This is a genomic window from Pseudodesulfovibrio profundus (assembly GCF_900217235.1).
Taxonomy (GTDB): domain Bacteria; phylum Desulfobacterota; class Desulfovibrionia; order Desulfovibrionales; family Desulfovibrionaceae; genus Pseudodesulfovibrio; species Pseudodesulfovibrio profundus.
The window spans coordinates 1,592,546-1,615,931 of record NZ_LT907975.1 but is presented as its reverse complement, the minus strand read 5'-3'; the positions used below and the strand labels follow the sequence as shown (position 1 = coordinate 1,615,931).

The window sequence follows — 23,386 nt, the reverse complement described above, 5'->3', positions numbered from 1 at the left end:
TCATGGCGCTTATTTCATTACGACAGTTGCTGGATCATGCAGCAGCCAACGGCTATGGCGTTCCTGCTTTCAACGTCAACAATATGGAACAGATCAGGGCTATCATGGAAGCTGCTGACGAAACCAACAGCCCGGTCATACTTCAGAGTTCGGCTGGTGCGCGCAAATATGCCGGTTCCGTCTTTCTGCGCCATCTTATCCTGGCTGCTTTGGAGGAATGGCCCCATATACCGGTCTGCCTGCATCTTGATCACGGTGCCTCGCCTGGAGTCTGTGTTCAGGCCATCCAGAATGGTTTCAGCTCAGTCATGATGGATGGTTCTCTCATGGAAGATTCCAGTACCCCATCCAGCTATGAATACAATGTGGATGTGACTAAAAAAGTTACGGACATGGCTCATGCTTGCGGTGTGTCAGTGGAAGGAGAACTCGGCGTGCTGGGATCTCTGGAGACGGCAACGGCAGGCAAAGAGGACGGTGTCGGAGCAGAGGGTAAATTGACCCGCGAACAGATGCTCACCGATCCGGATCAGGCAGCCGATTTCGTTGCGAAAACCAAGGTGGATGCCCTGGCCATCGCCATTGGCACCAGCCATGGTGCGTACAAGTTTTCCCGCCCTCCGTCCGGTGAAGTGCTGGCCATCGATCGGATCAAGGAGATCCATGCCCGCATACCGGATACGCATCTCGTCATGCACGGCTCTTCCTCGGTGCCGCAAGAGTGGCTCAAGACCATCAATGATTATGGCGGAGAAATTCCCGAGACCTACGGCGTTCCCGTGACCGAAATTCAGGAAGGCATCAAGCATGGCGTGCGCAAAGTCAATATTGATACCGACCTGCGATTGGCAGCCACTGGTGCGGTTCGTAAATACATTGCCGAAAATCCGGGCAATTTCGATCCGCGCAAGTTCCTCTCCGAGGCGACCAAGGCCATGAAGGAAGTCTGTAGGTCTCGGTTCCTGGCTTTTGGTTCCGCCGGCTGGGCAGAGCCCATCACACCCCGCAATCACGAGACCATGGCCGAAGGGTACGCTGCCGGGAAGTATGCCCCGACAGCGAGGACGTAAAGGGGGAATCATGAGTGTTGAAAATACTGTCATATTGTCGCCTTCTCTTCTGTCGTCTGATTTCAGTCGACTCGGTGAAGAACTGGCTATGTTGGAAGATGCAGGTGTGGAATGGGTCCATTGGGACGTCATGGACGGTCAATTCGTCCCCAATATCACCTTCGGGTCGCCTGTCATCAAAGCGTGTCGCAAGCAGAGCAAACTGTTCTTTGACGTACACCTCATGATTGATAACCCCGGTCGCTACATCAAGGAATTCGCTGATGCTGGCGCCGACCTCATTTGTGTTCACGCCGAATCGGAGACGCACCTGGAGCGTACCGTGGCCGAGATCGCAAATCACGGTGTACGACCTGCAGTAGCCATCAACCCGCACACGTCTTTGAGCGCAGTTCAGTACTTGTTGCCACAGTTGTACATGGTCCTTGTCATGAGTGTGAATCCCGGCTTTGGCGGACAATCGTTTATTCCATTTTCCATCGACAAGATCAGAACCCTTGCCCGGATGATCAAGATGCATGAAGCGGACACCCTCATCCAGGTGGATGGTGGCGTGACCCCTGCCAACATCGCTGAGCTTCATCATGCCGGGGCTGATGTTTTCGTATCCGGCTCGGCGTTTTTCGGAGAACCCCCGTATGACAAACGGCTAGAAACCTTTATGGAGGCAGCCTGCGCAGGGGCTGACCAAAAGGCGTGCGGTTGGGGGGCCATTGCGCCTCCCCCCATCCTTTGGACCACTGATCGGTCATTTTAAGGTGGAGCCCGGCGTCCGAGTTTGTGCCTCCTTAGAGGCGGTTCGCCGTAGCCGTTGTGGAGCGTAGCCCGTCCCCGTAGGGGCGGCCCGAAGGGCCGAGGGCGGAGCGGAGCAACGGCTACGAGCCAAGTCAATGAACATTCAAGTTGCTTCTGTATACGGCAGCGGGAGTTCTTTTGTCCAACGACGAATGACCGCGCTCCCCGTTCACCACGTTGAATCGGCCATTGAAAGAGAATTCATCAGTAAAAGTCCGGGAATTGGCTAAGTAAAGCCAACAAGGGCACAGCGAGGGCGGCCACGGTCGCTTGAGGAGACAATCATGAGTGTGAAAATAGGTATCAACGGTTTCGGGCGAATCGGACGTTATCTTGCCAGGCTGCTTGCCAGGGAAGAAGGGTACGAACTCGCTGTGGTCAATGCCCGCGCCGACAATGTCCAATTGGCCCACCTGCTCAAATATGATTCGGTTCACGGAACCTTTGATGAGGAAGTAAAAGCCACCAACAATGGGTTCATGGTCGGCGATCATGAAGTCGTGGTGACTCGCTGTGCGCCCGGCGAATGGTGCTGGGGAGCCTGGGACGTCGATATCGTCGTTGAAAGCACCGGTGCCTTTCGTGATCGTATGAGTTGTGAACAGATGATCGATTGCGGCTGCGAGAAAGTGGTTATCAGTGCTCCAGGCCCAGATTGTGATGCCACCATAGTCATGGGCGTCAACGATCACCTTCTGAGCGAAAACGATGTGATTATTTCCAATGCGTCCTGCACTACCAACTGTCTGGCTCCTGTTGCCAAGGTGCTGCATGAGGCCTTTGGCATCGAGAAGGGACTCATGACCACCATTCACTCATACACAATGAGTCAGCGAGTGCTGGATGGCACGCACAAGGACCTCAGACGCGCCAGGGCCGGTGCAGTCAATATGTTGCCCACCACCACGGGCGCTGCCCGGGCCGTGAGCCAGGTCATCCCTGCCCTTGAAGGCAGGCTCGATGGTATGGCAGTACGTGTGCCTACCCCCAATGTTTCACTCGTGGATTTTGTGGCAGACGTGAGTTGTGACGTCACGACAGAAGACGTCAACAACGCCCTCAAATCCGCCTCCGAAGGAAGCCTGAAGGACGTTATGGGCTACTCGGAAGAGCCTCTCGTATCGACTGATTATCTTGGCTCGGCGTATGGCGGCGTGGTGGATGGTCTATGTACCACTGTTATGGCAGACCGGATGGTCAAGACCATTATCTGGTACGACAATGAATCAAGCTTCACCCACCAGCTTCTTCGCCTTATTCGCAAGGTTGCTGCACTGATGTAAGAAACAGGGGTCACTCGCATTCCCGATTATTCGGCATAAGCGTGGCCCCTATAAAGGCCTCCCAGCCGATGGAGGGAATATGTGGAAAGACACCAAGATACAGATCCTGGTTGCAGGTTCGGGGAAGACATGTGCCCCGTTCGTCAAGGCGATCGCGGATGTGCACGGTGTCAAGATAGCCTGCCTTTTGGACATGCAGGCTGACCCGTCGAGCATCGAACTCGCCAAGGACATCGGTGTGCCGTTGGTCAATGAACTGCCGTCCTATGTGGATGCAGCCAATTTGGACATCATCGTCAATGCTTCGAAAAACGATGATGTTTCAACACACATCAACAAGAACAAGCCTGAGCACGCCGTTGTGCTTGAAAATGCGGCCGCACGCTTGGTCCGTCTCCTGACGGTCTCTTTACGCAAGAAAGCGCGCTACGAGGGGCGCTTCCATGCAGTGCAGCGAGAGATGGAGCAGCGCGGGGGAAAAACCCGGATCATCGGAAAATCGATCCAGATGTGTGAGGTCATGGATCTCGTCGAACGTGTTGCACCCACGCCGACTACAGTGTTGTTGTTGGGCGAAACCGGGGTCGGCAAGGATCTCATTGCACGGGCCATTCACCAGCAGAGCCACCTGAACAGTCGTCCCTATATCTCAATCAATTGTACAGCCCTGACGTCGTCGCTCATGGAAAGTGAACTCTTTGGTTATAAGAAGGGTGCATTCACCGGTGCCGAGGAAGACCGCAAGGGACTCTTTGAAGAAGCCGATGGCGGTACTTTGTTCCTGGACGAAATCGGGGACATGTTGCCCGAGTTGCAGGCCAAGCTGCTCCGCTTTCTTCAGACGGGAGAGATTCGTCGCGTCGGCAGTACTGAAACCACGAATGTCAATGTGCGGGTCATCGCAGCCACCAATCGTGATCTTGAATTTGCCATGGATAACGAGACGTTTCGACGAGATTTGTACTATCGGTTTAATACTTTCACTATCGAAATTCCGCCTCTCAGGGATCGGATGATGGACATCCCGTACCTGGTTTATCACTTCATAACCAAGGCCGAGGCCAAGTTGAACAAAAGGCTGACTGGCATTGCGGACGAGGCACTGGAGTGCATGAGCCGCTACGACTGGCCCGGCAATGTCCGGGAACTGGAAAATGTCATCGAACGGGCTGCCATTCTGTGCAAGGGCGATGTTATCGGCCCTGAGGATGTAGCCTTGCGTATTGATGATTCCGGTACTTTCGGGTGTCCGGTAGGAAAGCCCGCAGCAGAGGATCAGGAAAACAGCAGTGTTTTCCAATCCAAGAAAGACCAAGTCATGGAGAACTTCGAGAAGAAGGAGATGCAGCGCTACCTCCAGGAGACGGATGGTAACGTCAGCGAAGCCTCCAGAATGTCTGGGATCCCTCGTCGGACCTTTTACAGAAAAATGAAAAAATACGGGATGTAGGATAATGTCATGTTCCCTCGAACAACGAAACAATCCGTGCATTTTGACATGCACACACACTCTGGCCGCTCATGGGAGAGCAAGATACCCGGCAGACTGCTGCTGACTCTTGCAAGACAAAACGGGCTGCAGGGAATCGGCATATGTGAAAAGGATGCATTTCCTGATGAAACCCTCTTTACTCATGCCGCCAAGCTGCGTTTGAAGCTGGCGCTGGGCATCGAATTCTCATGCCGGGACGCCAGCATCATTGGCTTCGGTTTGGACTTGACCACAAAGGACCAAACCAAACTTGAATCTCGCTTTGCCTTGGTACGAGAGCAAACCTTGCAACGTGCACATGTTCTCATCGAACGGTTGCAATCGTGGGATGGGACCATAAACCGTAAAAACGTCGCTGCATTTGCAGGGAGAGACCCACACCCCACATTCATTGTGCAGTATATGGTTCAGGCCAGGCGTATGTTTCCATCAATGATTGACGCAGGGCGTTTTATTGCTGAGGAACGACTTGATTCCGATCTGCCCGCCTTGCACCTGCCCGATCCGGTTGACATCATCGAATTGATACACCGGGTCGGAGGAGTATCCATCTGGGCGCATCCGTTCATGTCGCCATCCGAAAAGCAGCGACCGCTCATGGCAACCCTTGCCGAGGCCGGTCTCGATGGCATTGAGGCGGTCTACCCTTACCGTGAAAACGGATATCCAGGGGAAGAGAGCAATGAGATCCTTCAGGCCCGGACCTTGTCTCTGACGAAGAACACCGACGTCTTCTTCTCCGGTGGGTCTGATTGTAGATATCCAATAGGTCCTTTTGAAGACACGAGACTCATGCTGCCCGGTGAATACGGTATCACTTCGCATGAGGCTCAGTTCCTTGAGCGGGTGCTGCACTGACCTGTGTCACAGGCGGCACAGTTAAGAAACACGGCTCATCCGAGTGTGCCCCTTGCGGCACATCCGGATGAGCCTTTTCTTTTTCGTCGACTCAATAACCTTCTGTATACAAAGACTAAATCTCAATTCATCTGTTCAGAACAATTGTGGCACGGCAGTTGTAATCATTCATTCTAGGAGACGGCCTTACCGCAAGCCGTCTACCTCTCTCCGAGGGAGAGGCAAGGGGATGTAATCTGTCATCCCCCCCAGGATGAATGCTCAGAATAAACAAGGTGACCGCAACACACCGCCCCTTGCCTCTCTTTCAATCATATAGCGAAAACACTTTTGTGGAGATGAAATGATGACAAGAAGACAGCCTGACAGAAACCTCGCCCTGGACCTTGCCAGAGTCACCGAAGCCGCAGCCCTTGCCTCGGCCCGATGGCTTGGCCTTGGTAAAAAAGAGGACGGAGACGGCGCTGCCGTGGATGCCATGCGTATCAGTTTTAACGCCATGGCCATCAACGGCCGGGTCGTCATCGGTGAAGGCGAAAAGGATGAAGCACCGATGCTCTTTAACGGAGAATCGGTCGGCACCGGCGTCGGCCCCAGGATGGATATCGCCGTGGACCCGGTGGAAGGAACCCGTCTTCTTGCCAATGGACGACCCAACGCAATTTCCGTTGTGGCAATGACTCCTGAAGGAAGCATGTATGATCCGGGCCCTGCCTATTACATGAACAAGCTTGTTGTTCCGCCCGAAGCCGTCGGGATGGTCGACATCAAGGACCCAGTGGCTCGAACTCTACGCAAGGTAGCCCAGGCCAAGAACAAGGACGTGAGAGATCTCGTTGTGTTCGTCCTGGACAAGGAGCGGCACGAAGAACTCATTGCTGACATTCGTGCCACCGGAGCGCGCATCCAATTGCACACGGATGGCGACGTGGCCGGTGCACTCATGGCTGTCATTCCCGATACGGGTATCGACATCATGATGGGCACAGGCGGCACCCCCGAAGGCGTGCTGGCCGCCACGGCAATTCGTGTCCTCGGAGGCGAGATGCAGGGCATGCTCGATCCCCAATCAGAGGAAGAGAAAGCACGGGTCAAGGAAGCCGGTCGCGACATCAAGCAGGTATTGAAGATGGAGGATCTCGTGAGCAGCGACGATATTTTCTTCGCCGCCACCGGTATTACCGACGGCGTCTTTCTCAAAGGCGTCGACTTCACCGGCAAAGGGGCAAAAACGACCTCGCTCGTCATGCGGGGCCTTACCGGTACTGTACGCTATGTCGAGTCGGCTCATCGGTTCGACAAGCTCATGCGCATCAGTTCCATCGATTACGATTAAAGAAAAGGGAGAACCCCATGCAACGCACAAGACCAATATTGCTTGGCATAGTGGGCGATTCGGCCGCCGGGAAAACCACGATCTCGGCTGGGATTGAAAAGATCCTCGGCCCGGACCGAGTGACCAACATCTGCTCCGACGACTATCACAAGTACAACCGGGTGCAGCGTGCCGAGAAGAATATCTCCGCCCTCCATCCCGATTGCAACCATATCGACATCATGCAGCACAACTTTTACCAGCTGCGTCGTGGCGAAGCGATCCTCAAGCCTGTCTACAACCATAGCACAGGCGACTTTGACCCGCCTGTCTATGTCGAGCCCAAGGAATTCGTCATCGTTGAAGGGCTGCTCGGCTTCTATACCAAGAAGATGCGCGATGCCTTTGACGTCAAGATCTATCTTGATCCGGACGAGGAACTCCGGGTGGACTGGAAGTTCAAGCGGGATACGGTCAAACGTGGCTATACCCGTGAAGAGGTTCAGGCTTCCCTGGACAAGCGGATCGAAGTCTCAACCAACTTCATCCGCCCGCAACGAAAATTTGCCGACATCGTCTGCAATTTCTATCGCCCGGATGGAGCCGAAGAGGAAACCGGTACCAAGCTGAATACCAACCTCATCCTGAGGCCGACCATTCATCATCCGGATTTTGCCGAGTTCATCGACCATCGTCCGGGCACCAAGGAGAAGTGTCTGACGTTCACCTTAGGTCGCGATGAAGGGCTGCCTGTGGATATTCTCAAGATCACGGGCAACATCAAACAGATGACCGCAGAAACGCTCATGGACATCATCATGGACCATCTGGACAAGGTCGACGACCTGACCACTGATGGAGTGGGTTGCTACACCGAAGGTTCGGAGAAAAAAGTCAGCTATCCTCTTGGCATCACTCAGCTTTTGACCTGTTTTCACCTGATGAATGCCAAAATGAACACATAAGATGCACACACGTGCTGAGACAAAAGGAGACAACCATGTCTGTATATGACCAAACCAATCGCTATGTGAACTTTGACCTGAATGAAGAAAAGCTGATCGCCGACGGCAGGCACGTCCTCTGCGCCTACATTTTCAAACCAGCCGATGGGTACGGTGATGTCGAGGTGGCAGCCCACTTTGCAGCCGAATCATCCACCGGCACCAACGTTGAAGTGTGCACCACCGATGATTTCACCAAAGGGGTCGATGCCCTGGTGTACGAAGTCAAGGATGTTGGAGACGGTGATTCGTTGATGAAGATCGCCTATCCGGTGGAACTCTTTGACCGCAACATCATTGACGGTCGGGCCATGCTCGCCTCGTTCCTGACCCTGTGCATCGGTAACAACCAGGGCATGGGTGATGTGGCCTACGCCAAGATGCATGATTTCTACGTGCCTCGTCAGTATCTGGAACTCTTTGACGGTCCGTCCAAGAATATCTCGGACTTCTGGCGTATGCTGGATCGTCCCACGGAAAACGGCGGCATGATCGTCGGTACCATCGTCAAGCCCAAGCTGGGCTTGCGTCCCAAACCCTTTGCCGAAGCCTGTTACCAATTCTGGCTTGGTGGCGATTTCGTCAAGAACGACGAACCCCAGGGTAACCAGGTGTTTGCGCCTCTCAAGGAGACCATCACGGCCGTTGCCGATGCCATGAAACGCGCCCAGGACGAGACCGGTGAAGCCAAAGTCTTCTCGGCCAACATAACGGCCGATGATCCGCTGGAGATGATCGCTCGCGGTGAGTATATCCTCGAAGCGTTTGGTGAGAATGCAAACCAGGTTGCTTTCCTGGTTGATGGATATGTGGCAGGCCCGACCTCCATCACCACCGCCCGTAGGAACTTCCCCAATCAGTTCCTGCACTACCACAGGGCAGGGCATGGCGCTGTCACCTCTCCCCAGGCCAAACGCGGTTATACCGCCTTTGTGCTGAGCAAGATGTCTCGCCTCCAGGGTGCATCCGGTATCCACACCGGCACCATGGGATTCGGTAAGATGGAAGGCGACAGGAGCGACAAGGCCATGGCCTACATGATCGAGCGTGAAGAGGCCCAAGGGCCGTATTTCAAGCAGAAATGGTACGGTATGAAAGCGACGACACCCATGATCTCCGGTGGCATGAATGCCCTGAGACTGCCGGGCTTCTTCGACAACCTCGGCCATTCCAATATCTGCCAGACCTCTGGCGGCGGTGCTTTCGGGCACGTCGATGGTCCCACGGCAGGCGCGCTGTCGCTGAGACAGTCGCATGAAGCGTGGATCCAGGGAGTCAATCTCGTGGAATATGCCAAGGAGCATAAGGAACTGGCTCGGGCATTTGAATCCTTCCCGCAAGACGCAGACCGGTTCTACCCCGGTTGGCGCGAACAACTTGGTTAATAATGATCAAGGGAGGGGCTACGGCCCCTTCCTTATTTATGGGGAGGTTTTATGAAACTTGAGGCTCTTATCTGGGATGTAGACGGCACTCTTGTGGATAGTGAGGAGTTACACCGAAAGGCTTTTAATCAGTCATTCGAAGACGCGGGTCTTGACTGGCATTGGAGTCATGAGGCGTATTTGAAGCTACTCGACGTCACAGGCGGTAAGGAGCGAATCCGGCATTATATGGAGCTGTCCAGAATAGACGAAGAAAGCATGCCAAAAACGCCGGAAGACATCCACGCCGTGAAGACCGATTTCTATAACCATAGCGTGCGCAACGGTGGTCTCGGCCTGAGGCCGGGCGTGGAAGCTCTCATCGAGGAAGCCGTGCAAAGGGGAAACCGGCTTGCCATCGCCACGACAACCTCACTGGTCAATGTCGAAGCTCTTTTCCATTCTGGAGTGCTCCAGCGAGAGCACTGGGAAGTCATTATGGCCGGTGATCAGGTGGAAAACAAGAAGCCTGCACCTGATGTATACATTGAAGCATTGAGGCAGCTTGGGTTGAACCCCTTGGAGTGCCTTGCGGTCGAAGATTCCGAGAATGGGTTGAACGCTGCCTTTGAGGCAGGCCTTCCCACCGTGGTAACGACCAATGCATACACTCGACATCAGAGCTTTGGGAAGGAAATAGCCCTTGTCCATGGTTTCGAAAATGGTGTCCCAACGCTGGGCGGAACGTTAAGACCAATTTCCATGTGTCATCTTGAGGCGTGGCATGCTGCTGCACAATCCATCTATCAGCGGAGAGCTTAACAGTCTGCTATTGTCAGTCCACAGTCAAACACGTGTTTAGTTATTGATTTAATTTGAGATTGATGTATTATTAAAAGGGGCTGTACCAGATAACTAGCCCATATGTCTTCTAACCCACTGTTTCAGTTGTTTAAACTGGCTTCGCGGATTGCTGTTATTAAAACGCCACTCGCATTCCTTTAAAAACAGAGAAAAATGCTTGGTTGGAATGCCGTTGAATTTCCTCATATGGCGTTTGGCCTGGTTCCAAAAATTCTCGATTCCATTGATGTGGTTGTGGCTATCTGCAAACAGCTTCGAGTGGTTGATTCGGAAGTGTTTGAACGCTGACACATCAAGGACATTGTAGCCATACCAGCAGTCCGAGTAAACCACACTGTCTGGCTGGATTCTTTCCTGAATAATGGGAAGCAAGGTTTTACCTTTCGCATCAGGAATCACCTGTGTATAGACCTTCCCGCCCCTTTTAAGGATTCCAAAAACAGGAACCTTACCAGCCGCCCCACGTCCTCTTTTGCCCTTTCGCTTGCCACCGAAGTAGCTCTCATCGACCTCAAATTCGCCAAAATCCATCCCTTCACAGGACTCTTCTACCGCTATGATTTCCCGGAGCCGGTGAAAGTAATAGGCGGCTGTTTTGACGTTCACACCAACCAGATCGGCAGCGCAACGAGCTGTCGTGCCAGCCACAAAATGTTCGATTAAACGAAGCTGCTTGTCCTTGCTCAAACGACTTTTTCGCATTGCCATACCGATAACCCAAAGGAGTTATCTGGTACAGCCCCGACCACAATTGTCTCGATTTGTGTCTCTTGCCTGTCAGTCATGCTTAAAAGGGGACCTCGCCCGAATAGGCTGCGTCGAACCAATCGGGGATGGCGTCTTCAGCACCGTTGTGCTTGCCCTGCCAGATGTCGCCGCCGTCGAGATGATTGCGTACCGCGTTGTGCAGGCCGCGCATGTTGGCTGCCCATTCCGGGGCGATCAACTCGCCTTCCAGTGGATTGCCGTTGAGCCGGTGTACAATGGTGGTCGGCTTGAGCAGCATGAGCGCGTCCGAGAGAAAACTGAGATATTCGAGCTGACTCAGGGGCGTGTACTGTCCGTTTTCATACATTTTGGCGATGCCCGTGTCGCGGCATACATACAGGTTGTGGAACTTGATGCCGTTTATTGGAAGTCGATTGATGAAGCGAACGGAATCGAGTAACTCATTACGTCCTTCGCGACCATACACGGATGGCAGACCAGCGATGACATGGGCCACCACCGTCAGGCCGCGTTGTGCCGCCGCCTTGGTTGCGTCGGCAAAGGCGCGGGCCGTGTGGCCTCGATTGATGTGGGCCAGCGTTTTGTCGCAGGCTGATTGCAGTCCCAGTTCCAGCGTCACATCCTCAAGGCCCAGCTTCTCCTTCTGTTCTGCAAGCAGGTCCAGCTTTTTGTCATCAAGGCAGTCTGGGCGTGTACCCAGGCTGAGGGTGGTCAGGCCGGGAAGCCCCTTGAGCTGGGCCACGGCATCGGCCAGTTGGTCAATGGGGCCGTGGGTGTTGGAGTAGGATTGCAGGTAGGCGGTGAAGAGTTCAAGATTATGGTTGGTCGTGTGAATGTCGCGCCAGAACTTCCACTGTTCGGCAAAGGACATACCCTTGTCGGCAAACCCGGATCCGGAACCACGCGGGTTGCAGAAAATACAGCCGGTTCTGGAGAGGGTGCCGTCACGGTTTGGACAGGAAAAACCGGCGTCGAGCGGAATTTTCTGGACTCGTTTGCCGTACCGTTGTCGTGTGTATGCTGATAAGGAGTAGTATCGAACCATGTGGTTTTTAGAAAAAGTTGAGAAAATATGCTCAAACCGGCCTTGGCGTATTGCCTGAGCCGGTTATGTTTGGTACCAATCGTCAACTGAAAATGTACGCTAGCGCACTTCCGTGCCGTTGGGAAGTGCCTTTCTCGCATATGATTCTGAACGAATTTCGAATGGAACGGGGGTTTAATGGGAAGCCTGCTTAACAAAATTATCGGCTCTTTTTCGAACGATCTTGCCATTGACTTGGGGACGGCCAATACGCTGGTCTATGTCAAAGGCAAGGGAGTCATGCTGTCCGAGCCATCTGTAGTCGCGGTCAAAAAAGACTCGCGCGGTGGCAAGGCGGTATTGGCGGTTGGTGCCGAAGCAAAGAAGATGCTGGGTAGAACGCCCGGCAACATCGTCGCTATTCGTCCCATGAAGGACGGCGTTATCGCCGACTTCGAGGTGACGGAAGCCATGCTGCGTCACTTTATATCAAAAGTTCATAACTCTCGGAGGCTTGTCCGGCCTCGCATCATGATCTGCGTTCCTACCGGCATCACGCAGGTAGAGAAACGGGCAGTGCGAGAATCCGCTCAGTCTGCCGGTGCACGTGAGGTCTACCTGATTGAGGAGCCCATGGCCGCTGCCATCGGTGCCAATCTGCCGATTACGGAACCGACCTCAAACATGATCGTCGACATCGGTGGCGGTACCACTGAGATCGCTGTCATCTCCCTGTCGGGTATCGTTTATGCGCGCTCGGTGCGCATAGGCGGCGACAAGATGGATGAAGCGATCATGCAGCATGTCAAACGCAAGTACAACATGCTCATCGGTGAATCCACGGCTGAACAGATCAAGATTCACATCGGTTCCGCCTATCCTCTCGGGGATCAGGAGCCTGTGATGGAAGTCAAGGGTCGCGATCTGGTCACAGGTATCCCGCAGAATCGACCGATCACTGCGGAAGAGGTTCGCGACGCCATCAGCGAACAGGTCGAGGGCATCGTTCAGGGTGTTCGTATCGCCCTTGAGCAGACGCCGCCCGAACTGGCTGCCGACATCGTGGATCGAGGTATCGTACTGACCGGTGGTGGAGCACTCCTCAAAGGACTCGACCAACTGTTGCAGCATGAGACCCAGTTGCCCATTACCGTAGTCGAGGACCCGCTTACCGCGGTCGTTCTTGGTTCGGGTAAGGCGCTGGACAATATCGATCTCTATAAAGACATCACCACCGACTAGTCGGCCATTCATGGCCGGAAAACTGGTTGTTCCGGGGCGCACGATTGCAGCATCCACGCAATCGTGCGTCTTTTAACTCAGCGGGCAGGAAGCAAATGTGAGCGGGCCGAAGAAAATAGCTGTCATCATCGTCGTTGGACTTTTCGTCTATCTTTCCATGTACACGTGGAATCTGCGAACCGGCCACCTCGACGCGCTTTCCAGCTACACCGGGCTGGATATCTCCGGCTACGTGTTGCGCCCCGGCATCTGGGTGAAAGATCAGGTTGTCGGGTTCTGGGAGCGATACATCTATTTTGTCGACCTCAAACAGAAGAACGACGCCCTGCTACGTGAGAACAGCGAGCTGAAACGGCAATCGATGCTCCTCAACTCGCGGGCTGAATCTGCCGCCCGAATCGAAAAAATGCTCGGATTCCAGCCGCCGCAGGAATGGGAATACTCTGGCGCACGCGTTATTTCCCATCGAATGGGGCCTGCTGGCATCTTCGCCACGGTCGCAGTCGATGCAGGTGCTGCATCCGGTGTGGAGCAGGATATGCCCGTGGTTGCCCTTGACGGAGTTGTCGGGCGCGTGCTGGAAACCGGTGCCATGACATCGACGGTCTTGCTGCTGAGCGACCCCAATAGCCGTATTGCCGTTCTGGGACAGGACAACCGTTCTCCCGGCATGCTCTCGGGTCGTGGGTATGGCAATCCCCTTGAGCTGCGTTTCGTCAATCTCAATTCCGACATAGAACCCGGCGAGATACTCGTCACTTCCGGTCTTTCCGGCATCTACCCGAAAGGCCTGCCGGTTGCGCGAGTGGTCAAGGTTCAGCGTTCGGATATCTCTCTTTTCCTTTCCATCTTGGCTGAGCCGTTGGTTGATATGGCTGAGCAGGAAGAAATCTTGTTGCTCAAGCGCGTCCCCATCGAAGAACCCGTGGCTCCCGAAGTCACAGAGGGTGATGACGATGTTGTCCAACAGTAATCTGCTTTCCATCGGGTGGTGGTCCGGGTATACGCTGCTTGGCGTATGGGCGCAGCGCTTCGTGCCGGGTGTGGATTTCCTCGCTCCGGGTATCGTGCTGGCCCTGCAAAAAGAGTATCGATACGGCGCGCTCTGGCTCATGCTGGTGTGGATTCTTCTGCAGGAAGGGATGGGGAGTCTTCCATTTGGCTATGGTGTGGCATCGTATGGAATGCTGGCGGTATTTTACGCCATGGGGCGCTGGCTTTTCGAGGCACGGTCCATCCTGTTCATGTGTCTGCTCGGAGTGGCACAGGGTGGCTTGCACGTCTTTTTGGGGTACAGCCTTGCCAGGCTGGCCAAGCTCCATGTCATCATGGATACCCTGCTGTGGGAAGGTATGATTCAGGCAGTAACATTTGCCGGGGTGTGGGTTATTATCGACGCGCTTTACCCCAAAAGGTTGAGGCACAATGTCAAACCTTTATAGCAATGCTGACCAGACGCCGCCCCAGAGCGGCCTTCTTCTGCTCCAGATTCTGATCCTTGCGCTGTTTTGTCTGTTTTCCGTCCGGCTGTGGTATCTGCAAATCCACCGGGGCGAGGAATACGCTCGTAAGGCCAAAGAAAACCAGCTTCGTCAGGAACATATTTTTTCACCGCGTGGCTTGATTCGCGATAGAAACGGCGACCTGTTGGCGGTCAATGAACCTGCCTATGCCCTTGGGCTGGTGCGGGAAGATTGCCCCGATATCGACCAGACCCTGCATCAGGTGGCTCGCTGGACCGATTTGTCCTTTGAGGAACTCAAGGAGACCTACAATAAAAAACGCCGACGGGTGAAGCCGTTCGAGCCGCTGATTCTGGTCTCTGATCTTTCCTTTCATCAGCTTGCGCTTATTGATGCCAATAAACTCCGCTGGCCCGGACTTGAGGTCCAGGTTCGACCCAGAAGACAATATCGCTATGGCAAGCTCATGGCGCATGTGCTCGGATATGTAGCTGAAGCCAACGAGCGCGAAATGGCAAAGAATCCCGAACTCGCTCTCGGTGATACCGTGGGCAAACAGGGAATTGAGTTTGTCCTTGAAGACCGCATGCGTGGCGTCAAGGGCCTAAGCCAGTTCGAGGTCGATGTCACTGGCCGTCGTTTGCAGGAACGCATTCTCAAACACCCTAGGGCCGGTCACGAGGTTTCTCTGTCCATCGATCTGGGGCTGCAGAAAGTGGCCATGGACTGGCTTGAAGAGCAGGCAGGCGGTGTCGTCGTCATGGACGCCGATACAGGGCAGATTTGGGCATTGGCCACCTCGCCGTCATATGATTCCAATGATTTTTCTTCCGGGCTGACGCCAGAACAGTGGGCCGAGCTCAGAGATGATCCGCTACACCCCATGCAGAACCGTGTCATTCAGTCCGTCTATCCTCCCGGATCCGTATTTAAGCACGTGGTGGCTGGGGCCGGATTGCACTACGATATGCTCGATCCCAGTGAAACAGTGAATTGTACCGGCCAGATGAAGCTGGGACGACGCGTTTTCCGTTGCTGGAAAAAATGGGGCCACGGCAAGGTCGATCTCGAAACGGCATTGGTTCAGTCCTGTGACGTATATTTCTATAGAATGGGAAAAAAGCTGACCGTTGACCGCATGTCCGAATTTGCACAAGCATCTGGTTTCGGCAAGCTGACAGGAATCCGTTTGCCACATGAGAAGGCCGGAGTCATGCCCACGCGTGAGTGGAAACAGCGCCGATTCAACGAAAGTTGGCAAGGAGGTGACAACCTGAATATGTCCATTGGGCAAGGGTATACGCTTGTTACCCCGTTGCAGGTTGCTCGATTCTTCGCTGGAGTCATCAACGGTGGAAAGTTGTTGAAACCGCTGCTGCTGAAAGATGAAAAGACCGTTGTTCAGGGAACCATACCGCTTGATCAGAAACAGCTGGATCTGCTCCATGACGCATTGGTGGAAACCGTGGACAGCAACCGTGGTACTGCGCGGCGTATTCGTACTCCCGGTGTCGTGGTTGGTGGCAAGACGGGAACGACTCAGGTTGTGCGTTTGACCGATGAACTCAAGGAGCTGGATGACGATGACATCCCCTACAGATTTCGTGATCACGCATGGATGTCAGCCATTGCTGAAAAAGATGGTCGTCGATTTTCCATTGCCGTGCTTGTGGAGCATGGTCTCCATGGCTCATCCGGTGCTGGGCCGGTTGTCAAAGCGGTCATAGATTACCTGTTCCTGGACAAGGTCCGTAAAAATCCTGAATCGCGCAAAGCCAAAGCTCGCCAGGCGCGAGAACTGAAAGTGCCGGAGAAAAAGAATGCCAATTGATAGAAGGCTCTTTTTTTACATCAACTGGCCTCTGCTTATCTCGGCCATCATGCTGTTTGCCCTCGGTGCACTCAACCTCTATTCCGCCAGCGGTCATCGGCTGGAAGAAGGCATGAGTGTCGCTCCCTTTTTCAACAAGCAGTTGATTTGGGGTTTGATGGGCGTGTTCGGCATGATTCTGTTCATGTTCTTTGATTACCGTCACCTCAAGACCTTGGCCTGGCCTGTCTTCTGGATCACGGTCCTTTTACTCGTTTCCGTTTTCTTCATGGGTAAAACCATCTATGGAGCCAAACGGTGGCTTGACCTGGGGTTCATGAACTTCCAGCCAAGTGAACTAGCCAAGATTGCCATACTGATCGTAGGAGCGCGCATCCTTTCCAAGGAGCGTGAGCCACTGGATTTCCTGCGCCTGTTCTATGTGCTCGGGGTGGGACTTATCCTTGCTGGGCTCATCATCAAGCAACCGGACCTTGGTTCCGGCCTCTCGATCATAATGATATTGGGCGGCATGATCCTTTTCCGCGGCGTGACGCCCAGGGTCTTTAAAACCGCACTCCTCGTGATCCCTCTTTTGCTGCCGCTGTCATGGTTTTTCCTGCATGACTATCAGAAGCAGCGAATCATGACGTTCCTTGATCCGACCACGGATCCACTGGGTGCTGGCTACCATATCATCCAGTCAGAGATAGCCATTGGCTCAGGCGGCTTCTGGGGCAAGGGATTCCTTGAGGGAACCCAGTCGCAGTTGCGCTTCCTGCCCGAACGTCACACCGACTTTGCCGTGGCGGTTCTGGGTGAAGAGTGGGGCTTTTTCGGGACTATGTTACTTTTGTCACTATTCTGTTTTTTCCTGTACCAAATGGTGCTCATAGCACGTGATGCGCGGGGGCTTTTCGGGAGCTATCTGGCGACAGGCGTGTTCTTTTATTTCTTCTGGCAAATCCTAATAAATACGGGTATGGTCCTCGGGCTTATGCCAGTAGTAGGAATTCCGCTGCCTTTCATCAGCTATGGAGGCAGTGCCACACTGGTAAACTTCTGTCTCGTAGGGCTTGTGCTAAATGTGTCAATGCGCCGATTCCTCTTCAAGCAGAGGTAGGCCAAGTCCGGTCGCAGTGCGGATTAAACAGCTTTTCAGGAGCGCGTTTCGATGGCGAGAGATGAAATCAACGCCTTTTTGGGTGCTGGTACTAACTATGAAGGAAGATTGCACTTTCAGGGTGCTGTTCGAATAGATGGCAACTTCCGGGGCGAAGTCGAGTCCGATGGCACATTGGTTGTCGGGCAGGAGGCTTCGGTGGAAGGCCAGGTAAATGTAGGCCAGCTCGTCCTATCCGGGAAGATTCAGGGCGAGGTGGCAGCCAAGAACAAGGTCGTTCTGCACAAAACGGCCAATCTCCAAGGCAACATCAGGACGCCAGTTCTGGTGGTGGAAGAGGGTGCTGTCCTTGAGGGACAGCTTGATATGGGCAGTCTGAGCTCCAAGTCCGAAGGGACCTCGGAAGCAGATTCCAGCTAACTTTCAACAGGGCGCAGCCGCTGTTTTTTGAGCGTGTCAAAAGCAAAAAGCCTTTGACAGAACGCTTGAAATTGCGTAATCGGCAGTGACTTTGCGCCAAAATTCACAACCTATCTGGGGGCAACGGTATGGTATTACCTGACAAAACAATTTTTATCCAAGCAGTGAACTTTTTAGTCACGATCTTCGTGCTGAACGTGCTGCTGATCAAACCCATTCGCGAGATCATCAAGAAACGCAAGGGTTTGATGGCTGATCAGCTGGAGAAGATCGAAGGTTTCAACAGCAGCGCTGAAGGCAAAGTGGCCGATTATGAGGTCCAGCTTGCAGCCGCTCGCAAGGAAGCCAACGATATCCGCACCGCCATGAAAGACGAAGGCACTGCTGAAGAGCAGAAGCTGATGTCCGCCGCAGGTGAGGAAGCCTCCAGCACCATTCAGGCCGCTCGCGCTGAAATCAAGAGCGAGGTCAAAGGTGCCATGGATCAGCTGACCAAGGACGTTGACAAATTCGCCGAAGCCGCTACGGGCAAGATCCTGGGCCAGGCTTAGACGAGGGAAGGAGGGTTTCATCTTGAAACGGATGTATGTGTTTTTTGCGGTCCTGGTGTCCGCCCTGGCGATCTCGTCGGTTGCCTTTGCCGCCGCAGCGGAGGGTCATGCTCTCTTCACGTCTGAGAACGTGAAAGACTATGGTCTCCGCATTGTCAACTTCATCATCTTCGCTGGCCTGCTGTACAAGTTCGCCGGTGCAAAGATCAGAGACTTCTTCGTTGGTCGCCGTGACGGCATCAAGCAGGAACTTGACGACCTGCAGACCCGTCAGGCCGAGGCCGAGAAGAAGCTCAAGGAAGTTGAAGCTGGCATCGCCAACATGGCGCAGGAAAAAGAGGCAATCATTGCCGAAGCCAGACAGCAGGGCGAAGCGATCAAGGAAGGCATCATTGCCAAGGCTCACAGCGACGCCGAGGCTCTGAAGGAGCAGGCCAAGCGCACCGCTTCCAACGAAGCTCAGGCAGCTATCAAAACCATTCGTGTCGAAATGGCCGAAATGGTCGTTGAAGCCGCAGAGAAAATCGTTGCCGAGAAGCTGAGCGCGGAAGATCACGACAAGCTCGTGGATGACTATTTAACCAAGGTGGTGCTCAATTGACCGGTAACGTAGTTTCCCGCCGCTACGCCAAGGCTCTGTTCTCTATTGGCGCCGCCAAGGGCGAGGCAGATCAGGCGAAGTACGGCGAGCAGCTGGTTGCTCTGAGCGATTCCATTATGGAATCCGCAGAAGCCGTGGGGTTCTTCAAGAATCCCTCATTCTCTGCTGAAGAGAAGAAGGCTGTACTGAACCAGCTCACTGACAAGATTGCGGTAGATCCGATGGTTAAGAACTTCTGTGACCTGCTGGCCGACAAAGGCCGGGTCGAGATGATTCCTGCTATCGCTTCCGACTATAAGGCAATGATGGACGCCGTGTCCGGTGTCATCTCCGGCGAACTCATCACGGTGAGCGAGCTTTCCGAGGAAAGAAAATCTGCAATTCAGGCGAACCTTGAAAAACAGGCCGGCAAGAAGCTGGAACTGTCTTTCGCAACCGACAAGGACATCCTTGGCGGCATCGTCCTCAAAGTAGGGGATAAGGTTATGGACGCCAGCCTCAAGGCTCAGCTGCAGATTTTGAAAGAAAATATTAAAAGGGGTGAGTAGGGCAATGCAGATCAAAGCAGAAGAAATCAGCAAAATCATTCAGGACCAGATTCAGAATTATGAGTCTCGTGTTGAAATGAGCGAGACCGGTACCGTCCTCTACGTTGGTGACGGTATTGCTCGTGTTCACGGCGTAGAGAACGTCATGGCCATGGAGCTGCTGGAATTCCCCGGTGGCCTGATGGGCATGGTGCTCAACCTGGAAGAAGACAACGTTGGTGTTGCTCTCCTGGGTCCGGACACCGGTGTTAAAGAAGGTGACCCGGTCAAGCGTACCGGTAACATTTACTCCGTTCCCGTTGGTGACGGTGTTATGGGTCGCGTTGTTAACCCGCTGGGTGAGCCCCTTGATGGTCTGGGACCGATCAACACAACCGAGACTCGTCCGGTTGAGATGAAGGCACCCGGCATCATCGCTCGTAAGTCCGTTCACGAGCCCTGCTACACCGGCCTCAAGGCTGTTGACGCCATGACTCCTGTTGGCCGCGGCCAGCGCGAACTCGTCATTGGTGACCGTCAGACCGGTAAGACCGCTGTCTGCGTCGACGCCATCCTCGCCCAGAAGACCACTGACGTACATTGCTTCTACGTCGCTATTGGTCAGAAAAAAGCATCCGTTGCTCTCGTTGCCGACATTCTCCGTCAGCACGGCGCCATGGAATACACCACCATCATTTCCGCGACCGCTTCCGAGCCCGCACCGCTGCAGTTCATCGCTGCCTACACCGGTGCGACCATGGCCGAGTTCTACCGCGACAACGGCAAGCACGCCCTGATCTGCTACGATGACCTTTCCAAGCAGGCCACCGCTTACCGCGAAATGTCCCTCCTGCTTCGTCGCCCTCCGGGACGTGAAGCATTCCCCGGTGACGTCTTCTACCTCCACTCCCGCCTCCTCGAGCGTTCCTGTAAGGTTAACGACGAACTGGGCGCCGGTTCCCTGACCGCTCTGCCGGTTATTGAAACCCAGGCTGGTGACGTTTCCGCGTTTATTCCGACAAACGTTATCTCCATCACCGATGGTCAGATCTACCTGGAACCCAACCTGTTCCTCTCCGGTGTTCGTCCGGCCATTAACGTCGGTCTCTCCGTCTCCCGAGTCGGTGGTTCCGCACAGATCAAGGCCATGAAGCAGGTTGCCGGTACACTGCGTCTCGACCTCGCTCAGTACCGCGAGCTCGCCGCATTCGCCTCCTTCGGTTCCGATCTCGATAAGGCTACTCAGGCCAAGCTGAACCGCGGTGCCCGCATGGTTGAGCTTCTGAAGCAGCCTCAGTACCGTCCGCTGACCGTCCAGGAGCAGGTTGCTGTTCTGTACGCCGGTACCCGCGGCTTTATTGATGAGGTCCCTGTAGAAGAGGTTGTCCGTTTCGAAGCTGAATTCATTGAGTTCATGAACAACGCCAAGTCTTCCGTGCTCGACTCCATCGCTGAGAAGCAGAAGATTGATGACGCTGTGGAAGCTGACCTGAAGGCAGCTATTGAAGAATTCTTGAAAGGCTTCAGCGCCTAACCTAAGGGGTTAACTGAATGGCTTCGTTAAGAGACGTCCAGAACCAGATTACTGGCGTCAAGAAAACCAAGCAGATCACCAAGGCCATGAATATGGTGGCCTCGGCAAAACTGCGCAACGCACAGGAGCGTATTGAACGCTTCCGTCCGTATGCGGACAAGTTTTATGAGATGCTGGGTGACTTGGCTGCCGGTGCTGACGAATCGGTACACCCGCTGCTGGAAGTCCGTGACGAAGTGAAAACCGTGGCAATCATGGTAACCACTTCCGACCGCGGACTCTGTGGCGCATTCAATATCAATATAATAAACAAGGCCAAAAAGCTCGCTCAAGAAAAGGCCGCCGAAGGCAAGACTGTCAAAATGTACTGCATCGGCAAGAAGGCCCGCGACGCCTTCAAGAAGTTGGATTTCGAAATCGTTCGTGCGGATGCAGATTCCATGAGCGGAAAATTCGACTTCACCCTGGCCGCCAGCGTAGGCAACGAGCTGATCTCCGGTTACATGAATGGAGAACTGGACGAAGTACACGTTGTGTACGGTGAGTTCCAGTCCATGGCCAAACAGCCGCCCGTAGCTCTGACTGTACTGCCCATGGCAGCTCAGGAAGAAGGCGAAAGCCAGGGCGAAAGCGGCACTGGTGATTACTTGTACGAACCGTCTGTCGAGGGACTGCTCGCTGAGCTCCTCCCCCGCTTCATCAAGGTCCAGGTCTACCGCGGCCTGCTCGATACTTCGGCATCCGAGCACGCAGCTCGTATGGCTGCCATGGATAACGCCACCAAGGCGTGTGATGAGTTGACGGACAGCTTGACCTTGCTCTTCAACAAGACGAGGCAGGCCGCCATTACTGGCGATCTTATGGACATTGTCGGCGGCGTTGAAGCGCTGAAAGGATAAAAGGGGGCTATGAAAAATGGCTAATACTGGTAAAATTGTTCAGGTAATCGGCGCCGTTGTCGACGTCGAATTTGCCGAAGGGAATCTTCCCAACATTCTGTCTGCGTTGGAGATTAAAAACCCCAACAATACTGACGCTCCTGAGCTGATCTGCGAAGTAGCTCAGCACCTGGGTAACAACGTCGTTCGCACCATCGCCATGGACGCTACTGAAGGTCTCGTTCGCGGCATGGTAGCTACCGACCTCGAATCTCCCATCACCGTTCCTGTTGGCGCCGGTTCTCTGGGCCGCATCATGAACGTCGTTGGCGCACCTGCTGACGAAATGGGCGAAGTTCCCTGCGAAAAGCGTCTTCCCATTCACCGTGAAGCCCCCGCCTTCACCGAGCAGTCCACCAAAGTTGAGCTGCTCGAAACCGGCATCAAGGTCGTTGACCTTCTTATTCCCTTCCCGAAGGGTGGTAAGATGGGCCTCTTCGGCGGCGCCGGTGTTGGTAAGACCGTTATTCTGATGGAGATGATCAACAACATCGCCAAGCAGCACGGTGGTATTTCCGTGTTCGCCGGTGTTGGTGAGCGTACCCGTGAAGGAAACGACCTTTACCACGAAATGAAGGACGCTGGCGTTCTCGAGAAAGCCGCACTTATCTACGGCCAGATGAACGAGCCTCCGGGAGCACGTGCTCGTGTTGCTCTGACAGCTCTGACCTGTGCTGAGTACTTCCGTGACGAAGAAGGCCAGGACGTGCTTCTCTTCGTTGATAACATCTTCCGCTTCACCCAGGCTGGTGCTGAGGTATCCGCACTGCTCGGCCGCATGCCTTCCGCAGTTGGTTACCAGCCGACTCTGGGTACTGACCTTGGTGGCCTTCAGGAGCGTATTACCTCCACGAACAAGGGTTCCATTACTTCCGTTCAGGCCGTTTACGTCCCTGCGGATGACTTGACTGACCCCGCACCGGCTACCACCTTTGCTCACCTCGACGGTACTCTCGTTCTGTCCCGTCAGATTGCTGAGCTCGGCATCTACCCCGCGGTTGATCCTCTTGACTCCACCTCCCGTATTCTCTCCCCCGACGTTCTCGGTGAAGAGCACTACGCTACTGCACGTGAAGTCCAGTCCGTACTGCAGAAGTACAAGGACCTGCAGGACATCATCGCCATTCTTGGTATGGACGAACTGTCCGACGAAGATAAGCAGACCGTTGCCCGCGCTCGTCGCGTCCAGCGTTTCCTGTCCCAGCCGTTCCACGTTGCTGAGGTCTTCACCGGCGTTCCCGGCGTGTACGTCAAGACGGAAGACACCGTTAAGGCATTCCGCGACATTCTGGACGGCAAGTACGACGACCTGCCTGAGCAGGCCTTCTACATGTGCGGACCCATCGAGGAAGCCATAGAGAAAGCCAAGCAGTAAGCGA

General features: G+C 54.2%; 23 protein-coding genes. 21 read left to right on the top strand and 2 right to left on the bottom strand.

Annotated elements, in window-relative coordinates:
* Positions 1–2: 2 nt before the first annotated feature.
* From fba to DPRO_RS07720, 9 genes are all read left to right on the top strand, one after another.
* Positions 3–1,070 carry a class II fructose-bisphosphate aldolase gene (fba, locus tag DPRO_RS07760; RefSeq protein ID WP_097011532.1) on the top strand — a complete coding sequence of 356 codons (1,068 nt, stop codon included), beginning with the start codon at positions 3–5 and terminating at the stop codon, positions 1,068–1,070.
* Between the two features lie 10 nt (positions 1,071–1,080).
* A complete protein-coding gene (gene rpe / locus DPRO_RS07755; RefSeq protein ID WP_097011531.1) occupies positions 1,081–1,827 on the top strand; it encodes a ribulose-phosphate 3-epimerase in 747 nt (248 codons plus the stop codon).
* Between the two features lie 322 nt (positions 1,828–2,149).
* Positions 2,150–3,148 (top strand): type I glyceraldehyde-3-phosphate dehydrogenase, encoded by a 999-nt coding sequence (gene gap, locus DPRO_RS07750; protein WP_097011530.1) that lies wholly within the window; start codon positions 2,150–2,152, stop codon positions 3,146–3,148.
* A gap of 79 nt (positions 3,149–3,227) precedes the next feature.
* A complete protein-coding gene (locus DPRO_RS07745) occupies positions 3,228–4,598 on the top strand; it encodes a sigma-54 interaction domain-containing protein (RefSeq protein ID WP_097011529.1) in 1,371 nt (456 codons plus the stop codon).
* 48 nt (positions 4,599–4,646) lie between these two features.
* On the top strand, positions 4,647–5,498 hold the full coding sequence (locus DPRO_RS07740; protein ID WP_162291157.1) for a PHP domain-containing protein: 852 nt from the start codon (positions 4,647–4,649) through the stop codon (positions 5,496–5,498).
* Positions 5,499–5,844: 346 nt separating this feature from the next.
* Positions 5,845–6,834, top strand: coding sequence for a class II fructose-bisphosphatase (glpX, locus tag DPRO_RS07735; RefSeq protein ID WP_097013676.1), 990 nt, complete (start codon positions 5,845–5,847; stop codon positions 6,832–6,834).
* Between the two features lie 17 nt (positions 6,835–6,851).
* On the top strand, positions 6,852–7,778 hold the full coding sequence (locus DPRO_RS07730; RefSeq protein ID WP_097011527.1) for a phosphoribulokinase: 927 nt from the start codon (positions 6,852–6,854) through the stop codon (positions 7,776–7,778).
* 35 nt (positions 7,779–7,813) lie between these two features.
* Positions 7,814–9,202 carry a ribulose-bisphosphate carboxylase gene (locus DPRO_RS07725; protein WP_097011526.1) on the top strand — a complete coding sequence of 463 codons (1,389 nt, stop codon included), beginning with the start codon at positions 7,814–7,816 and terminating at the stop codon, positions 9,200–9,202.
* Between the two features lie 51 nt (positions 9,203–9,253).
* The gene (locus DPRO_RS07720) at positions 9,254–10,003 is read left to right on the top strand and encodes an HAD-IA family hydrolase (RefSeq protein WP_097011525.1); all 750 of its coding nucleotides are present in this window, start codon (positions 9,254–9,256) and stop codon (positions 10,001–10,003) included.
* 93 nt (positions 10,004–10,096) lie between these two features.
* Here DPRO_RS07720 and DPRO_RS07715 read toward each other — a convergent pair whose 3' ends face one another.
* Together DPRO_RS07715 and DPRO_RS07710 are read right to left on the bottom strand one after the other, a co-directional pair.
* On the bottom strand, positions 10,097–10,747 hold the full coding sequence (locus DPRO_RS07715; RefSeq protein WP_097012874.1) for an IS1595 family transposase: 651 nt from the start codon (positions 10,745–10,747) through the stop codon (positions 10,097–10,099).
* 85 nt (positions 10,748–10,832) lie between these two features.
* Positions 10,833–11,819, bottom strand: coding sequence for a TIGR01212 family radical SAM protein (locus tag DPRO_RS07710; protein WP_097011524.1), 987 nt, complete (start codon positions 11,817–11,819; stop codon positions 10,833–10,835).
* Between the two features lie 177 nt (positions 11,820–11,996).
* Between DPRO_RS07710 and DPRO_RS07705 the strand changes: the two genes are divergently transcribed.
* The 12 genes from DPRO_RS07705 (at position 11,997) to atpD (ending at position 23,382) form a co-directional block, all read left to right on the top strand.
* Positions 11,997–13,040 (top strand): rod shape-determining protein, encoded by a 1,044-nt coding sequence (locus DPRO_RS07705; RefSeq protein ID WP_097011523.1) that lies wholly within the window; start codon positions 11,997–11,999, stop codon positions 13,038–13,040.
* 97 nt (positions 13,041–13,137) lie between these two features.
* Positions 13,138–14,013, top strand: coding sequence for a rod shape-determining protein MreC (mreC, locus tag DPRO_RS07700; RefSeq protein WP_097011522.1), 876 nt, complete (start codon positions 13,138–13,140; stop codon positions 14,011–14,013).
* On the top strand, positions 13,997–14,482 hold the full coding sequence (locus tag DPRO_RS07695) for a hypothetical protein (RefSeq protein ID WP_097011521.1): 486 nt from the start codon (positions 13,997–13,999) through the stop codon (positions 14,480–14,482). Before mreC ends, DPRO_RS07695 begins: the two co-directional genes overlap by 17 nt.
* Complete coding sequence (mrdA, locus tag DPRO_RS07690; protein ID WP_097011520.1) at positions 14,466–16,334, top strand: penicillin-binding protein 2; 1,869 nt, start codon at positions 14,466–14,468, stop codon at positions 16,332–16,334. Before DPRO_RS07695 ends, mrdA begins: the two co-directional genes overlap by 17 nt.
* Positions 16,324–17,436, top strand: coding sequence for a rod shape-determining protein RodA (gene rodA / locus DPRO_RS07685; protein ID WP_097011519.1), 1,113 nt, complete (start codon positions 16,324–16,326; stop codon positions 17,434–17,436). Before mrdA ends, rodA begins: the two co-directional genes overlap by 11 nt.
* A 51-nt stretch (positions 17,437–17,487) precedes the next feature.
* Positions 17,488–17,856, top strand: a complete 369-nt coding sequence (locus DPRO_RS07680; RefSeq protein WP_097011518.1) for a bactofilin family protein — start codon at positions 17,488–17,490, stop codon at positions 17,854–17,856.
* A 128-nt stretch (positions 17,857–17,984) separates the two neighbouring features.
* Entirely contained in the window at positions 17,985–18,407 is a 423-nt protein-coding gene (locus DPRO_RS07675) for an ATP synthase F0 subunit B (RefSeq protein ID WP_097011517.1), read from the top strand.
* A gap of 22 nt (positions 18,408–18,429) precedes the next feature.
* The gene (atpF, locus tag DPRO_RS07670) at positions 18,430–19,008 is read left to right on the top strand and encodes a F0F1 ATP synthase subunit B (RefSeq protein ID WP_097011516.1); all 579 of its coding nucleotides are present in this window, start codon (positions 18,430–18,432) and stop codon (positions 19,006–19,008) included.
* Complete coding sequence (gene atpH, locus DPRO_RS07665) at positions 19,005–19,556, top strand: ATP synthase F1 subunit delta (RefSeq protein ID WP_097011515.1); 552 nt, start codon at positions 19,005–19,007, stop codon at positions 19,554–19,556. Before atpF ends, atpH begins: the two co-directional genes overlap by 4 nt.
* A 4-nt stretch (positions 19,557–19,560) precedes the next feature.
* A complete protein-coding gene (gene atpA, locus DPRO_RS07660; protein WP_097011514.1) occupies positions 19,561–21,069 on the top strand; it encodes a F0F1 ATP synthase subunit alpha in 1,509 nt (502 codons plus the stop codon).
* Positions 21,070–21,086: 17 nt separating this feature from the next.
* On the top strand, positions 21,087–21,968 hold the full coding sequence (locus tag DPRO_RS07655) for a F0F1 ATP synthase subunit gamma (protein WP_097011513.1): 882 nt from the start codon (positions 21,087–21,089) through the stop codon (positions 21,966–21,968).
* A gap of 16 nt (positions 21,969–21,984) precedes the next feature.
* Complete coding sequence (gene atpD / locus DPRO_RS07650; protein ID WP_097011512.1) at positions 21,985–23,382, top strand: F0F1 ATP synthase subunit beta; 1,398 nt, start codon at positions 21,985–21,987, stop codon at positions 23,380–23,382.
* Positions 23,383–23,386 lie beyond the last annotated feature (4 nt).

Excerpts from the sequence above, each read along its gene's own strand:
- DPRO_RS07745 (WP_097011529.1), top strand. The coding sequence starts at position 3,228 with ATGTGGAAAGACACCAAGATACAGATCCTGGTTGCAGGTTCGGGGAAG.
- fba (WP_097011532.1), top strand. The coding sequence starts at position 3 with ATGGCGCTTATTTCATTACGACAGTTGCTGGATCATGCAGCAGCCAAC.
- rodA (WP_097011519.1), top strand. The coding sequence starts at position 16,324 with ATGCCAATTGATAGAAGGCTCTTTTTTTACATCAACTGGCCTCTGCTT.
- atpD (WP_097011512.1), top strand. The coding sequence starts at position 21,985 with ATGGCTAATACTGGTAAAATTGTTCAGGTAATCGGCGCCGTTGTCGAC.
- DPRO_RS07730 (WP_097011527.1), top strand. The coding sequence starts at position 6,852 with ATGCAACGCACAAGACCAATATTGCTTGGCATAGTGGGCGATTCGGCC.
- mrdA (WP_097011520.1), top strand. The coding sequence starts at position 14,466 with ATGTCAAACCTTTATAGCAATGCTGACCAGACGCCGCCCCAGAGCGGC.
- rpe (WP_097011531.1), top strand. The coding sequence starts at position 1,081 with ATGAGTGTTGAAAATACTGTCATATTGTCGCCTTCTCTTCTGTCGTCT.
- DPRO_RS07695 (WP_097011521.1), top strand. The coding sequence starts at position 13,997 with ATGTTGTCCAACAGTAATCTGCTTTCCATCGGGTGGTGGTCCGGGTAT.
- DPRO_RS07740 (WP_162291157.1), top strand. The coding sequence starts at position 4,647 with ATGCACACACACTCTGGCCGCTCATGGGAGAGCAAGATACCCGGCAGA.
- DPRO_RS07725 (WP_097011526.1), top strand. The coding sequence starts at position 7,814 with ATGTCTGTATATGACCAAACCAATCGCTATGTGAACTTTGACCTGAAT.
- DPRO_RS07680 (WP_097011518.1), top strand. The coding sequence starts at position 17,488 with ATGGCGAGAGATGAAATCAACGCCTTTTTGGGTGCTGGTACTAACTAT.
- glpX (WP_097013676.1), top strand. The coding sequence starts at position 5,845 with ATGACAAGAAGACAGCCTGACAGAAACCTCGCCCTGGACCTTGCCAGA.
- DPRO_RS07675 (WP_097011517.1), top strand. The coding sequence starts at position 17,985 with ATGGTATTACCTGACAAAACAATTTTTATCCAAGCAGTGAACTTTTTA.
- DPRO_RS07715 (WP_097012874.1), bottom strand. The coding sequence starts at position 10,747 with ATGCGAAAAAGTCGTTTGAGCAAGGACAAGCAGCTTCGTTTAATCGAA.
- DPRO_RS07710 (WP_097011524.1), bottom strand. The coding sequence starts at position 11,819 with ATGGTTCGATACTACTCCTTATCAGCATACACACGACAACGGTACGGC.
- DPRO_RS07655 (WP_097011513.1), top strand. The coding sequence starts at position 21,087 with ATGGCTTCGTTAAGAGACGTCCAGAACCAGATTACTGGCGTCAAGAAA.
- gap (WP_097011530.1), top strand. The coding sequence starts at position 2,150 with ATGAGTGTGAAAATAGGTATCAACGGTTTCGGGCGAATCGGACGTTAT.
- DPRO_RS07705 (WP_097011523.1), top strand. The coding sequence starts at position 11,997 with ATGGGAAGCCTGCTTAACAAAATTATCGGCTCTTTTTCGAACGATCTT.
- atpA (WP_097011514.1), top strand. The coding sequence starts at position 19,561 with ATGCAGATCAAAGCAGAAGAAATCAGCAAAATCATTCAGGACCAGATT.
- DPRO_RS07720 (WP_097011525.1), top strand. The coding sequence starts at position 9,254 with ATGAAACTTGAGGCTCTTATCTGGGATGTAGACGGCACTCTTGTGGAT.